This window comes from Rhizobium sp. TBD182 (assembly GCF_001950375.1).
In the GTDB taxonomy this organism is placed as follows: Bacteria; Pseudomonadota; Alphaproteobacteria; order Rhizobiales; family Rhizobiaceae; genus Agrobacterium; species Agrobacterium tumefaciens.
Map to the genome: position 1 here is coordinate 157,290 of NZ_BDLN01000004.1, position 13,681 is coordinate 170,970.

General features: G+C 59.4%; 11 protein-coding genes. 4 read left to right on the top strand and 7 right to left on the bottom strand.

The genetic code is table 11. From position 1 onward, the window contains the following. Positions 1-17: 17 nt before the first annotated feature. The 5 genes from T18_RS14935 to T18_RS14955 form a co-directional block, all read right to left on the bottom strand. Positions 18-1,295, bottom strand: a complete 1,278-nt coding sequence (locus T18_RS14935) for a TRAP transporter large permease (RefSeq protein WP_019566002.1) — start codon at positions 1,293-1,295, stop codon at positions 18-20. Positions 1,296-1,299: 4 nt separating this feature from the next. Beyond that, positions 1,300-1,830, bottom strand: coding sequence for a TRAP transporter small permease (locus T18_RS14940; protein ID WP_003516529.1), 531 nt, complete (start codon positions 1,828-1,830; stop codon positions 1,300-1,302). A 116-nt stretch (positions 1,831-1,946) separates the two neighbouring features. Then, positions 1,947-3,107, bottom strand: a complete 1,161-nt coding sequence (locus tag T18_RS14945; protein ID WP_025594629.1) for a fumarylacetoacetate hydrolase family protein — start codon at positions 3,105-3,107, stop codon at positions 1,947-1,949. A 206-nt stretch (positions 3,108-3,313) separates the two neighbouring features. Further along, positions 3,314-4,030 carry a FadR/GntR family transcriptional regulator gene (locus T18_RS14950; RefSeq protein ID WP_003516533.1) on the bottom strand — a complete coding sequence of 239 codons (717 nt, stop codon included), beginning with the start codon at positions 4,028-4,030 and terminating at the stop codon, positions 3,314-3,316. Between the two features lie 119 nt (positions 4,031-4,149). Next, the gene (locus T18_RS14955) at positions 4,150-5,595 is read right to left on the bottom strand and encodes an FAD-binding oxidoreductase (RefSeq protein ID WP_038492498.1); all 1,446 of its coding nucleotides are present in this window, start codon (positions 5,593-5,595) and stop codon (positions 4,150-4,152) included. 200 nt (positions 5,596-5,795) lie between these two features. On the opposite strand from T18_RS14955, the gene denD reads away from it, so the two are divergent. From denD to T18_RS14975, 4 genes are all read left to right on the top strand, one after another. Continuing rightward, a complete protein-coding gene (denD, locus tag T18_RS14960; protein ID WP_038492495.1) occupies positions 5,796-6,782 on the top strand; it encodes a D-erythronate dehydrogenase in 987 nt (328 codons plus the stop codon). Next, a complete protein-coding gene (locus T18_RS14965; protein ID WP_019566003.1) occupies positions 6,779-7,681 on the top strand; it encodes an NAD(P)-dependent oxidoreductase in 903 nt (300 codons plus the stop codon). Before denD ends, T18_RS14965 begins: the two co-directional genes overlap by 4 nt. Before the next feature lie 9 nt (positions 7,682-7,690). Beyond that, positions 7,691-9,475: an IlvD/Edd family dehydratase gene (locus tag T18_RS14970; RefSeq protein WP_003516539.1), complete on the top strand. Its 1,785-nt coding sequence runs from the start codon at positions 7,691-7,693 to the stop codon at positions 9,473-9,475. A 127-nt stretch (positions 9,476-9,602) separates the two neighbouring features. Continuing rightward, positions 9,603-10,577, top strand: a complete 975-nt coding sequence (locus T18_RS14975) for a threonine/serine dehydratase (protein ID WP_038492492.1) — start codon at positions 9,603-9,605, stop codon at positions 10,575-10,577. A gap of 13 nt (positions 10,578-10,590) precedes the next feature. Here T18_RS14975 and T18_RS14980 read toward each other — a convergent pair whose 3' ends face one another. Further along, a complete protein-coding gene (locus tag T18_RS14980) occupies positions 10,591-11,694 on the bottom strand; it encodes an NAD(P)/FAD-dependent oxidoreductase (RefSeq protein WP_038492489.1) in 1,104 nt (367 codons plus the stop codon). A gap of 452 nt (positions 11,695-12,146) precedes the next feature. After that, entirely contained in the window at positions 12,147-13,325 is a 1,179-nt protein-coding gene (locus tag T18_RS14990) for a M20 aminoacylase family protein (protein ID WP_038492486.1), read from the bottom strand. Positions 13,326-13,681 lie beyond the last annotated feature (356 nt).

Consider the following 13,681-nt stretch of genomic DNA (forward strand, 5'->3'; position numbering starts at 1 on the left):
TGGTTGAGAAGTGGCGATTAACGAAGGTACTGCAGCGGAACCATCACGATGTCCGGGAAAACCACGAGCAACGCCAGAACGATGGTTTCTGCAACGAGGAAAGGCCAGACACCGATCGTGACCTTGCCGAGCGGGATGCGTCCGACGCCTGAGACGACGTTCAGCACGACACCGACCGGCGGGGTAATCAGGCCGATGGCATTGTTGATGATGAAGAGGACGCCGAAATAGACCGGGTCGATGCCTGCCTGCTTGACGATGGGCATCAGAACGGGCGTCAGGATCAGGATGGTCGGTGTCAGGTCGAGCGCGGTTCCCACGATGAAGACCAGCACCATCATGGCAACCATCAGAAGCATCGGACGATCGATCAGCGGCTCGATATAACCGGCGACTTCGTTTGGAATGTTCGCAGCCGTGATGAGCCATGCGGAGACGAGGGCTGCGCAGACAAGGAACATGATGATCGAGGTGCTCTTGGCGGCGCGCAGAAGAACGTGAAACAGATCCGCCGGCTTCAGTTCGCGGTAGATCACCATGCCAACGAAAAGAGCGTAGCCGGCAGCGACAACGGCGGCTTCCGTCGGCGTCATGATGCCTGCCTTGATGCCGCCCAGAATGATGACCGGCATGCCAAGCGCCCAGCCGGCGCGGACCGTGGCAACCAGACGTTCCTTGCCCGAGGTCTTGGGCAGCGGCTTGATGTTATCCTTTCGGACCACGATCAGCCAGGCGATGATCAGCGAAATGCCCATCAGAATGCCGGGTACGATACCGGCAAGGAAAAGCTGAGTGATCGAAACGTTGGCGGCGACGCCGAAGACGATGAAGGCCATGGAAGGCGGAATGACCGGGGCAATGATGCCGCCTGCAGCGATGAGGCCGCCGGAGCGCGGAATGTTGTAACCAGCTTTCGCCATCATCGGGATGAGGATTGCGGCAAGGGCTGCGGTGTCGGCAGCGGCCGAACCGGAGATGCTGGCCATGATGATGGCCGCGACAATCGCCACGATGCCGAGACCGCCCCTGATATGGCCCACAAGCGCAATCGCAAAGTCGATGATGCGGCGGGAAAGACCACCGGAGTTCATCAGTTCGCCAGCCAGAATGAAGAAGGGAATGGCGAGCAGCGTGAAGGTGTCCGCGCCCGAGATCATGTTCTGGGCGATGATCGCTGTGTTGAACATGCCCATGTACCACATGAGCACGACGCCACAGAACATCAGCGAGAAAGCGACGGGAACGCCAATCGCCATGGCTCCGAGAAGAGAGCCGACAAAAACGAAAAGTGTCATGGTATCAGCGCTCCGAAAGCTGTTCGATCGTGAGGTTCTCGCCGGCGAACTGGGCGATTTCATCCTCTGTCACGCGGCCCGTCACATAACGGTAGAGGCGTTCCAAAGCGATGATGAACATCAGGCCGCCGGTGAACATGCCGATGCCGTAGACCCAGATCATCGACAGCTTGGTGACAGGCGCATGCATGCTGGCGTTGATGGCAGACTGCTTCCATGTTCCCCAGAAGAAGATGGCGGAACAGCCCAGAATGATGATGTTCGACAAGACCATGCAGACAACACGGGCGCGGCGCGACAGGAACATCACGAGAGTTTCGATGCCCATATGGCTGTTTTCACGGAAGGTCAGTACGGCGCCGATGAAGGTCAGCCATACGAAGAAGTATCGCGACAATTCTTCCGAGATATTGATGCCGGAATTCATCGTGTAACGCATGACAACGTTGACGAAGACCATGATCGACATGCCGGCGAGCAGCAGGACGAGAATGATTTCGAGAATCCGGTAAAAGAGATTGATGGTCTTTTGCATTTTCCCCTCCCGAAGAAATATCTGGAGCATTTTCGACGAAGGATCGCCCTCAATGCTCCACCTATGGGTTTTCGCAATTCTGGGCGCAAAACCGCGATGCAGTTTTGCTGGATTGCCTAGAGCAGCCCGCGTTTCGCCAGGTTGCGCATGAGGGCCGCGGTGCCGAATGTCCATTCCGGGCATTCGTCTGTCGTCGTGACCCAGTTGATCAGCTTGCCGAGCTTGGGCGTGGAGATTTCGACACGGTCGCCCTTGGAGTGGGTGAAGCCGAGACCCGGGCCATGGCGGTCCTTTACCGGCGCGAACATCGTACCAAGGAAAAAGACGGCGCCGTCAGGATACTGATGGTTGCGGTTCAAGAGCTGGGAAGCGAGGTTTTCAGGCGTGCGGCTGATCGCCTGCATTGCGCTTGCACCGGTCATGGTGAAGCCGTCCTCGCCTTCGACCAGAAGCGATATCTGCGCCTTCTTCACGTCTTCGATGGTAAAGCGTCCATCAAACAGGCGGATGAAGGGACCGATTGCGCAGGATGCGTTGTTGTCTTTTGCCTTGCTGAGCAGGAGGGCGGAGCGGCCCTCGAAGTCACGCAGGTTGACGTCGTTGCCGAGCGTCGCGCCAACGATACGGCCGTCGGAGGCAATGGCCAGCACCACTTCCGGCTCCGGGTTGTTCCACTGCGACTTCGGGTGAACGCCGATCAGCGCGCCGCAGCCGACGGAGGCCATGGCCTGCGCCTTGGAGAATATCTCCGCATCCGGACCGATGCCAACTTCCAGATATTGCGACCACAGGCCCATTTCCTGCAGCAGTTTCTTCACTTCGGCTGCTTTTTCCGAACCGGCCTCAAGTCCCTTGAGATTGTCGCCGAGAACCGGCGCCAGCCGTCCGCGTATTTCCTGCGCGCGAAGTGGATCGCCCTTGGCCTGCTCCTCGATCACGCGTTCCAGCATGCTGTCGGCGAAGGTCACGCCTGCAGCCTTGACGGCCTGAATATCGTTGGGGGCGAGAAGTTCACCAGCGGAGCCATCCAGAAAGGCCTCGAGCGCGCCAAGCGCTACGAATGTGCCGGTGTCTGCAAGCAGCTCCACCAGATCCGTCTTTTCCAGAAGTTCCGACATGGTCGGCGAAAGAGAGGTGAGGTCGTAAAGCACGCCGCCTTTGAGCAGAACGGGGCAGGGGCCGCCTTCGCTTTTCGACCATACGCGGCCGACGAGCAGGGCGTTTTCAAAGTCTTCAGGCAAAATAGCGGTAGCGTCGATGGACCTTGAGCCGGTCATATATATCCTCCCCTTCAGCCCTCCGACAGCCGCCTCCTGCGGTCATATTGTCTGGATGTCTGACAACCTAATCTCATTCTTCTTAGTATGACTTTTACAGCGAGTCTAGCGGCACCGCAGACAAAATTATCGTCTTTCGCCTCTGGATTGCCGGAAAGCAGCGAAACCTGTCCTATAGCTTTGCCGTTTAAGCTTCTGTTTGCGGCTCAGAAGATATCCAGTTCCAGATTGACCCGGCTTGCTGCCCCGAGCAGATGTTTGCGCATCGCATCCTTGGCCGCAGTCGCATCGGCGCGTTCGACGGCTTCGAAGATTGCCACGTGTTCGGCGATCGTCACCTCGAGGATTTCCCCGAAAATAGCACGGGAGAAGGCGATGTTGATAGCCGAGCTGATGCGTTCTGCGATAAAGCCGAGAAACATCAGGAAATATTCGTTCTGCGTCGCTTCCGCCAGAATACGGTGAAAGTCGAGATCGGCCGCAACGCCCTCCGTCGACCAGTCGTCGGTCGTTCGCATCTTTTCCAGTGCCGCCGCCAGCCGCGCCAGCTGCTGCGGGTTGCGGTGGAGTGCTGCCAGACCCGCCGCCTCGATTTCCATCGGCATGCGAAGCTGGAAGAGATCGCGGAAATTTTCCGGATCGTTCAGACGGGACCGCTCGATGCGAATTGACAGTCTCTGCCGGGGATCGGTGACGAAAGCGCCCACGCCTTGCCGTGTTTCGACAAAACCTTCGTTGCGCAATTGCGCGATCGCTTCACGAATGACCGAGCGGCTGACGCCGAAGGTTTTCGCCAGAACATGTTCCGTCGGCAGCCTGTCGCCCGGCCCGAGTTTCGAATCATTGATTTCGCGGGCGATCTCCGCGGCGATCCGGCCGGGCAGATGATCGTTGCGATGTATCTGACTGAACTCCAGCGTCATGATTGCTCCCGTTCCACAGAAACGATTGGTCCGTTTTTTCCCGCGGCAGGCGACTTCCTCCTTCGCCGTCAGCGGGGTTTTCAGAGGCGGCGTATTCCGCCGCCTTTGCTGTTTCTCGATTAGCTATCCGGTTGCAGGGTTATCTGGCAACCGGGATTCATACGCAAATCGGGGTCAAAGGCATTTTTCAAACCCGTGATCATCCGGCGCTGCACATCAGATAGCCGGCTTTCGAAATCGGAGCGTTTCAGGCGGCCGATGCCGTGCTCGGCGCTGATGCTGCCGACGTAACGGTCAAGGACTTCGTTGACGAGGGTTTTCGATTTGTAGATGAAGGTTTCGCGCTCCTGCGGCGTTGCTCCGTTTGGCGGCAGCACATTGAGATGGACGTTGCCGTCTCCGACATGGCCATAGGAAACCGCCAGGCATTCCGGCAGTTTTTCCGCCAGTTCAGCCTCTGCTTCGGCCACGAACGCCGCAAGTTTTGACAGCGGCACGGAAATATCGGTGCGCATATGGCTGCCGCGCAGCGCCTGACCCTCGTTCATGCCCTCGCGGAAAAGCCACAGAGATTGCGCCTGTGCTCGCGAGGAGGCGATGACGCCGTCCAGCACCAGACCGTCTTCCATGACGCCCTCGAGGAACCGTCCCATCAGGTCGGCAGTGTCTACTAGCCCCGAGCCGGAAATTTCCATCAGCACATAGGCCGGATAATCTCCGGCGATCGGCATTTTAAGGTCAGGGATTGCTTCGATTGCGAGCGTGAAGGCGACGGGCGGCATGAATTCGAAGGCGGACATCAGGTCGCAGCATTCGCGGCGGGCGCGGCGATAAAGCTTGATGGCGTCATCCAGCGAATTGAGGCCGAGCAGTGCCGTCTCGACATGTTCTGGATTGGGGTAGAGCTTTACGGACACGGCCGTGATGATGCCGAGTGTTCCTTCCGCGCCGATGAAAAGCTGCTTCAGGTCAATGCCACGATTGTCCTTACGCAGCGTCGACAGGCCATTCCAGATCGTGCCATCAGGCAATACCACTTCGAGACCCAGCACCAGTTCGCGGGTCATGCCGTAACGCAGAACGTTGATGCCGCCAGCATTGGTGGAGACGTTGCCGCCGATGCGGCAGCTGCCCTGCGCGCCGAGCGACAGCGGAAAGAACATTCCCTTGTCCTGAACCGCATCCTTGAATTCCGACAGAATACAGCCGGCTTCAACGACAGCCGAAAAATCGTCGCTGTCTATGGTGCGGATGGCGTTCATGCGCTCGAGGCTCAGCACGACCTGACGCTTTGGCTCATCGGGAATGCCGCCGAGCACCAGCCCGGTATTGCCGCCCTGAGGGATGATGGCGAGACCGAGTTCGGCGCAGGCGCGAACCGTATCGGAGACTTCCTTGGTCGAACGGGGGCGGATGACGGCTACCGCCGAACTGGTGACGTCGCCATGCCAGTCGCGGCAATAGCGCAGCATGTCTTCCTGCGATGTCAGCAGCAACGCCTCGCCCAGCCTGTTCTTCAGCGAGAACCGCAATTCCTCGATATCGTGTTCGCTCACGATCGTCATTCCACCCTCTCCGTCCAATCCGCCCTAAAATATCCGGGCAAAGGTCTTTCGCCCTTGCTTTTGCCGGTTTGTGAAAAAATACTATTTTCAATCAAACCATATAAGGTTATCAGACAACCTTACAAGCTAATTTATCGGTTCATGAGCCGATGATGTTTTTTCGGTCTCGGGAGAATGACCGGGCCAAAGAGGAGGAAGATATGCATATCGCAATCATCGGTGCTGCAGGCATGGTTGGCCGTAAGCTGACGCAGCGTCTCGTCAAGGATGGATCGCTTGGCGGCAAGTCGATTGACAGATTCACGCTTATCGACGTGTTTCAGCCTGAAGCGCCCGCCGGCTTCTCCGGTGCGGTTGATGCGCGCGCAGCCGATCTGTCCGCGCCGGGCGAAGCCGAAAAGCTGGTCGAAGCCCGCCCCGATGTGATCTTTCATCTTGCTGCCATCGTATCCGGTGAAGCCGAACTTGATTTCGACAAGGGCTACCGTATCAATCTCGATGGCACGCGTTATCTCTTCGACGCCATCCGCATTGCCAACGGCAAGGACGGTTACAAGCCGCGCGTGGTCTTCACCTCGTCGATCGCCGTATTCGGTGCGCCGCTCCCCTATCCGATTCCGGATGAGTTCCACGCCACGCCGCTGACCAGCTACGGCACGCAGAAAGCGATCTGCGAGCTGCTGCTCTCTGACTATAGCCGTCGCGGTTTCTTCGACGGTATCGGCATTCGCCTGCCGACGATCTGCATTCGCCCCGGCAAGCCGAATGCGGCCGCTTCCGGCTTCTTCTCCAACATCCTGCGCGAGCCGCTGGTCGGCCAGGAAGCGGTTCTGCCGGTGCCGGAAAGCATTCGCCATTGGCACGCTTCGCCGCGTTCCGCTGTTGGTTTCCTTCTTCATGGCGCAACGATCGACGTGGAAAATGTCGGTCCGCGCCGCAACCTGTCCATGCCCGGCCTCAGCGCCACCGTTGGCGAACAGATTGAAGCGCTGCGCAAGGTTGCAGGCGAAAAGGCCGTTGCCCTCATTCGCCGCGAGCCGAATGAGATGATCATGCGCATGTGCGAAGGCTGGGCGCCCGGTTTCGAAGCAAAGCGCGCCCGTGAACTTGGCTTTACGGCTGAAAGCTCCTTCGAAGAGATCATTCAGGTTCATATCGAGGACGAACTGGGAGGTTCACTGAAATGAGTGTCGGCGGGGAGGAGAAGAAGCGGTCGGTTGCCTTTATCGGAACAGGCCTGATGGGCGGGCCGATGGCCCGGCGTCTGCTGGGCGCGGGCTTTTCGGTTGCGGTGTGGAACCGCAGCGTCGAAAAGGCTGAGGCGCTGGTTGCCGATGGCGCGGTTCTCGCGGCATCGCCGGCCGAAGCCGCCAGGGGTGCCGATATCGTCATCACCATGCTGAGCGATGGCAAAGCCGTGGGCGAGGTGCTGTTCGAGGCGGGTGTGGCCGAAGCGCTGGAAAAAGGCGCTGTTGTCATCGACAGCAGCTCCATTGCGCCGCCTATTGCGCGCGAACACTCCTCCCGGCTACGGGCAATGGGCATTCATCATGTCGATGCGCCGGTCTCCGGCGGTGTGCCGGGCGCAACGGCGGGTACGCTCGCGATCATGGCCGGTGGCGATGAGGCGCTGATCTCTGGTCTTTCGGATTTCTTCGCGCCGATGGGCAGGCTCACCTATGTCGGCCCCTCCGGTGCGGGCCAGCTATGCAAACTCGCAAACCAGCAGATCGTCGCCATCACCATCGGCGCGGTTGCCGAGGCGATGATGCTTGTGGAAGCGGGCGGGGCATCCCGCGAAGGGTTCCGTAACGCCATACGTGGCGGTTTTGCCGAAAGCCGGATATTGGAATTGCACGGCGAACGCATGGTGAAGCGCAATTTCGCGCCAGGCGGACCCTCCAAGTTCCAGCTCAAGGATCTGAACGGGGTGCTGGCGACTGCGAAGGATTTGTCCCTGACGTTGCCTTTGACCCAGCAGGTAACGCGGGAGTTCGATGATTTCGTCAGCGATGGTGGAGCCGATATCGACCATAGCGGTATCCTGCTTTACCTCGAAAAACTCAACAACCGGGAACAGGGCTGAGGCGGTCTCATGAGCGACGACAAGACACCCGTGCGGCGGCTGCGATCCCAGGACTGGTTCGACAACCCTGACCATCTCGACATGACGGCGCTCTATCTGGAGCGCTTCATGAATTATGGCGTGACGCCGGAAGAGCTGCGTTCCGGCAAGCCGGTCATCGGCATCGCGCAGAGCGGCAGCGACCTGACGCCCTGCAACCGCGTCCATGTCGAGCTGGTCAAGCGGGTGCGCGATGGTATCCGTGATGCGGGCGGCATCCCCATCGAGTTTCCGACCCATCCGATGTTCGAAAACTGCAAGCGACCGACAGCGGCGCTTGACCGCAATCTTGCTTATCTCAGCCTGGTGGAAGTGCTTTACGGTTATCCGCTCGATGGCGTCGTGTTGACCACGGGCTGCGACAAGACCACGCCTTCGGCGCTGATGGCGGCAAGCACGGTCGATATTCCGGCTATCGTCTTATCCGGCGGGCCGATGCTCGACGGGTACCATGACGGCGATCTGGTTGGTTCCGGCACGGTCATCTGGCGCATGCGCCGCAAATATGGCGCCGGCGAAATCACCCGCGAGGAATTCCTGCAGGCGGCGCTGGAATCCGCTCCGTCGGTTGGCCACTGCAACACCATGGGCACGGCCTCTACCATGAATGCCATTGCCGAAGCGCTCGGCATGTCGCTGACCGGCTGCGGCGCAATCCCGGCCGCTTACCGCGAACGCGGCCAGATGGCCTATCGCACCGGCCGCCGCGCCGTCGAACTGGTTGTCGAGAATATCAAGCCTTCGGATATCATGACGCGCGAGGCGTTTTTGAACGCGATCCGCGTCAATTCGGCGATCGGCGGTTCGACAAATGCCCAGCCGCATCTGGCGGCGATGGCGAAACATGCGGGCGTCGAACTTCGCGAGGAAGACTGGCAGGTTCACGGTTATGACATTCCGCTCATCGCCAATGTCCAGCCCGCCGGAAAATGGCTGGGCGAGAAATATCACCGTGCCGGCGGTACGCCCGCCATCATGTGGGAGCTTCTGAAGGCAGGCAAGCTTGATGGGAGCTGTCCGACCGTGACCGGCAAGACCGTGGCGGAAAATCTGGACGGGCGGGAATCGACCGACCGCGACGTGATACTGCCTTACGATAAGCCGCTCAAGGAACGGGCCGGTTTCCTCGTCCTCAAGGGCAATCTGTTCGATTTCGCCATCATGAAGACGAGCGTGATCTCGGCGGAATTCCGGCAGCGTTATCTGAGCGAGCCGGGTCGTGAGGGGATTTTCGAGGGCAAATGTGTGGTTTTCGATGGTTCGGAAGACTATCACGCCCGTATCAACGATCCGTCTCTCGATATCGATGAGCGCACCATTCTCGTCATTCGCGGGGCCGGACCGCTCGGCTGGCCGGGTTCGGCTGAGGTCGTCAACATGCAGCCGCCGGACGCGCTGTTGAAAAAAGGCATAACCAGCCTGCCGACAATCGGCGACGGCCGGCAATCGGGAACCGCGGATAGCCCGTCGATCCTCAATGCCTCGCCAGAAAGTGCCGCCGGTGGAGGACTGGCATGGCTTCGCACGGGTGATGTAATCCGCATCGACTTCAATCAGGGCAAGTGCGACGCGTTGGTACCGGATGCAGAGCTTGCTGCCCGAAAGGCCGATGGCATTCCTGCGGTGCCTGCGGATGCCACGCCCTGGCAGCGCATCTATCGTCAATCGGTGACCCAGCTTTCGGACGGTGCGGTTCTGGAAGGGGCCGCGGATTTCCGCCGGATTGCCGAGAAGATGCCCCGGCACAACCATTGACCATTCATTTGCAAGCGCATGACGAAAGATCCCCGGCCAAGACCGGGGATTTTTCTTGTCCAGCCGGTTTCACTATTAATTGCGACCTCCTAATGTACACCCAACATCCGCATTACAGGGGCAGGGCATGACAGATATTTCGATGATTGAGGCAGCGCGCCAGCGCATCGGCGAACATGCGGTGCGGACACCGCTTCTGTCGTCGCATTTTCTGGATGAGATTGCCGGGCGAAAGCTGTTCGTGAAGGCCGAGTGCCTGCAAAGAACGGGTTCGTTCAAATTTCGCGGCGGCTGGTCGGCGGTATCCGGTCTGCCGGCCGATGTGCGCGCCCGTGGCGTGATCGCCTTTTCCTCGGGCAACCATGCGCAGGGCGTCGCGCTTGCTGCTCGTCTGCACGGCGTTCCTGCCGTCATCATCATGCCGTCCGATGCACCAAAAATCAAAATCGACAATACCCGCGACTATGGTGCGGAAGTGGTGCTCTACGACCGGGCGAATGACGATCGCGACGCCATTGGCGACCGCCTGTCGAGCGAGCGCGGACTGACCCTTATCAGGCCCTACGACGAACCGCTGGTGATTGCAGGGCAGGGGACTGTCGGGCTGGAAATCGCCGAACAGGGCTTGGAACTCGGTATCGATGCGGCCGAGGTTCTCGTGCCCTGCGGCGGCGGCGGCCTCACATCCGGCATCTCCCTTGCCCTTGCGGCGAAAGCGCCGAACTACAAGGTCAGGACGTCAGAACCCGAGCGGTTCGACGATGTGGCGCGCTCACTCGCAGCGGGCAAGATCGAGCGGAATGCAACGACTTCCGGTTCGATCTGCGATGCAATCGTCACGCCTCAGCCCGGTAACATCACCTTCCCGATTATGGTTGGGCTTTGCGGAAAAGGCATTGCCGTGACCGAAGAGGAAGCACTGCGGGCCATGGTTCTCGCCTTCAACAGGCTGAAGGTCGTCGTCGAGCCGGGCGGCGCGGTGGCCTTGGCGGCGGCGCTGTTTCACGGCAACGAGCTGGAGAGCGAAACGGTGATTGCGGTTGCCTCCGGCGGCAATGTCGATCCGGAGATCATGGCGAGCGCACTGTCCCGTTTCGGCTGAGATCCGGGTGGGATCAGGCCTCGAGCCGTGCCGCAACCTCGTTGGCTATCGCCAGTGAGGCGGTGAGGCCGGGGCTTTCGATGCCGAAAAGATTGACGAGACCGGCAAGTCCGTGGGTTTCCGGCCCGTCGATGCGAAAATCCATGGCCGGTTCGTCGGGTCCTGAAATCTTCGGCCGGATGCCCGAATAGGCCGGGATCAGCGCGTGTTCTGGTAGGCCCGGCCAATAGCGGCGGATCGCGTCGCCAAAACCCTCCATGCGGCGGGGATCGACGGCATAATCAATGGTGTCGACCCACTCCACATCCGGCCCGAAACGGGCCTGACCGGCAAGATCCAGGGTGAGGTGCACGCCAAGGCCGTGGGTGTGCGGAGCGGGGTAGATGAGCCGTGAAAAAGGCGACTTGCCGGTCAGCGAAAAATAGCTGCCTTTGGCGAAACGCGCCTCCGGGATCGTGTGCTTCGGCAATCCCTCGATCTGTTTTGCCGCCAGCGGTGCCAGAAGGCCGGCGGAGTTGACGAGTAGCCGGCATGTCAGGCTGAGAGGTTCCTTGCCGCCAACGTGAACGCGGAAACCGTTGCCGGTCGCTTCCGCCCTTTCGAATGGTGCATTCAGGGCGAGGGCTGCGCCATGGTCTTGCGCGTCGCCGAGCAGCGCCAGCATATAACCATGGCTATCAATGATACCGGTCGAAGGTGAAAGCAGGGCCGCTACGCAGGTGAGCGCAGGCTCGAGCGACAGCGCCTGCGTGGCATCGACCAGTTCGAGGTCGTCGCAGCCATTGGCGTTACCCTTTTCCTTGAGGGCCGCCAAGAGAGCCGTCTCGTCCGCGTTCGCTGCCACGATGAGTTTGCCGCAGCGGCGGTGCGAAACGCCATGGCTCTGGCAGAACGTATAAAGCCGCTCCCTGCCTTCAACGCAAAGGCGTGCCTTGAGGCTGCCTTCAGGATAATAAAGCCCGGCGTGAATAACCTCGCTGTTGCGCGAAGAGGTGGCGGAACCGAATTCCTTTTCGCCTTCGAGGATGATGACGGAAAGACCACGCATCGCCAGCTCGCGGGCCGTCGCCAGTCCGATCACCCCGGCTCCTATGATGATGGCGTCTATATCCGTCATGGTCCTTATCCGAGCCTGCCAATGATTTTGAACGGAAATGCCGTCTGCGACGTTGATCCTGCGCAATGGGTAGATTGATGCTTGTCCGGCGGCAAGTCGCGATCCGTATTTTTCCCAATGCGCCGAACTTATGGAATTTTATCTCTACTGAAACAGTGGGGAATACAGCTATTCTTTACGGGAAATGAGCAGTGCCCGCTTTGACGGGCCGAGCAGGGAAGGGAGTTGTACAATGTCTTATTCCAAGGCCGGAAAAGCAAAAGACTTTGTCTCGCAGCCCCAGTCGCAGCGAAACTGGAGAGATTCGGTTCACGCGGCTCTTGTCGGCGTGTGCGTGGCTTTTGTCGCGGCGGTCATACTCGGTCTCGTTCCCTGATCCTCCCAGATTTTCTCATCAGGAAACTTGAGAAAAAAAGGCCGGTCGCTCCTCCGACCGGCCTTTTTATATTCATTCACGCCTTCAGATAATCCTCCGCCAGATCGACCCAGAAGGCGGTTCCGATTGGTAGGATATCGTCGTTGAAGTCGAATTTCGGATGGTGCAGCGGCGGGTCGTTTTCGGTGCGCGCGGTGCCGAGGAAGAAGTAGCAGCCGGGCCGTTTTTCGAGCATGTAGGCGAAGTCTTCCGCGCCCATGGACGGGCGCTGCATTTCAACCACCTTTTCCGCCCCGGCAAAACGACGGGCCAGACCGGCGACATAGTCCGTTTCCGCCTTGTGGTTGACGGTCGCATTGTAGCCGCGCTCGTAATCGAGCGTGACACTCATGCCATAGCTGGCCGCCTGGCCTTCGGCTATCGCCCGGATACGCTTTTCCAGTTCGTCGCGCACACCCGCGTCGAAGGAACGGATGGTGAGGAGCATTTCCGCCTTCTCGGGAATGACGTTGCTCGCAACACCAGCATGAAATGCGCCAACAGTGACGACCGCCGACAGTTGCGGATGGATGTTACGGGACACCACCGTCTGCAAGGCCATGATGATACTGGCGCCCGCAACGATAGGGTCGGCCGCATCCTGCGGTTCGGCGCCGTGGCCGCCATATCCGTTGACGGTGATCCTGCATTCATCGACGGCGGCAAGGATTGGACCGTCGCGCAGGACGAATTGTCCGAAGGGTACGCCGGGATCGTTATGGAGGGCAAAAACCGCATCGCATGGGAAGCGGTCGAACAGTCCGTCCTCGATCATGATGCGGGCGCCGCCGAAATTCTCCTCCGCCGGCTGGAAGATCAGATGCAGGGTCCCATCGAAATTCCTGCGTTCGGCGATGATCTTCGCGGCTCCCAGGAGCATGGCCGTGTGTCCGTCATGGCCGCAGGCATGCATGACGCCATCATTGGCGCTTGCATATTCCGCTCCGGTTTCCTCACGGATCGGCAGGGCATCGATATCGGCGCGAATGCCGAGCGTGCGGGCACTGTCGCCATTGCGGAGCGTGGCGACGATACCGGTTCCGGCAAGTCCGCGCGTTACTTCGTAACCCATTTCCACCAGCTGTCCGGCAATGAAATCCGAGGTCTGGAATTCGGAAAGACCGATTTCGGGATGCCGGTGCAGGTGGCGGCGGATTGCCACCACATCCGGCATATGGTTGGCGAAGGAGGCAATGTTTGCGGTCTGTCTGTTCATTTTCGAAGTCCATGGTTACGCCGCTTTTTTCCAGCGCTTTTTGCAAATTTCATAGCAGCATATACGCGGGCATGTAAGGGGCGTTCCCGGAGCCGGAATGCCTTGAAATTCATCGCTTGCATCGTATCGCGACAGGTGGCATGGAACTATAGACGTCCTGGGGCATTAGCGTTTCGGATGTGGCGCAGGCCTTCTCGGCCTCGCGTTGCCCTTCAGGTGTCAAAGGGGGACTATCTGACGTTGCGCGAACAATTTTCGCCGTGGGGGAAGGTGCGAAATCCGGTTGGAACGGCATTGCCGGGCCATAGGGCGAAATTTTCCTGTCGTCGAAAATCCATTCTCCGCAGAGATCCCCG

Coding starts and splice junctions, on each gene's coding strand:
- T18_RS14940 (WP_003516529.1), bottom strand. CDS start 1,830: ATGCAAAAGACCATCAATCTCTTTTACCGGATTCTCGAAATCATTCTC.
- T18_RS14975 (WP_038492492.1), top strand. CDS start 9,603: ATGACAGATATTTCGATGATTGAGGCAGCGCGCCAGCGCATCGGCGAA.
- T18_RS14945 (WP_025594629.1), bottom strand. CDS start 3,107: ATGACCGGCTCAAGGTCCATCGACGCTACCGCTATTTTGCCTGAAGAC.
- T18_RS14950 (WP_003516533.1), bottom strand. CDS start 4,030: ATGACGCTGGAGTTCAGTCAGATACATCGCAACGATCATCTGCCCGGC.
- T18_RS14980 (WP_038492489.1), bottom strand. CDS start 11,694: ATGACGGATATAGACGCCATCATCATAGGAGCCGGGGTGATCGGACTG.
- T18_RS14965 (WP_019566003.1), top strand. CDS start 6,779: ATGAGTGTCGGCGGGGAGGAGAAGAAGCGGTCGGTTGCCTTTATCGGA.
- T18_RS14970 (WP_003516539.1), top strand. CDS start 7,691: ATGAGCGACGACAAGACACCCGTGCGGCGGCTGCGATCCCAGGACTGG.
- T18_RS14935 (WP_019566002.1), bottom strand. CDS start 1,295: ATGACACTTTTCGTTTTTGTCGGCTCTCTTCTCGGAGCCATGGCGATT.
- T18_RS14955 (WP_038492498.1), bottom strand. CDS start 5,595: ATGACGATCGTGAGCGAACACGATATCGAGGAATTGCGGTTCTCGCTG.
- denD (WP_038492495.1), top strand. CDS start 5,796: ATGCATATCGCAATCATCGGTGCTGCAGGCATGGTTGGCCGTAAGCTG.
- T18_RS14990 (WP_038492486.1), bottom strand. CDS start 13,325: ATGAACAGACAGACCGCAAACATTGCCTCCTTCGCCAACCATATGCCG.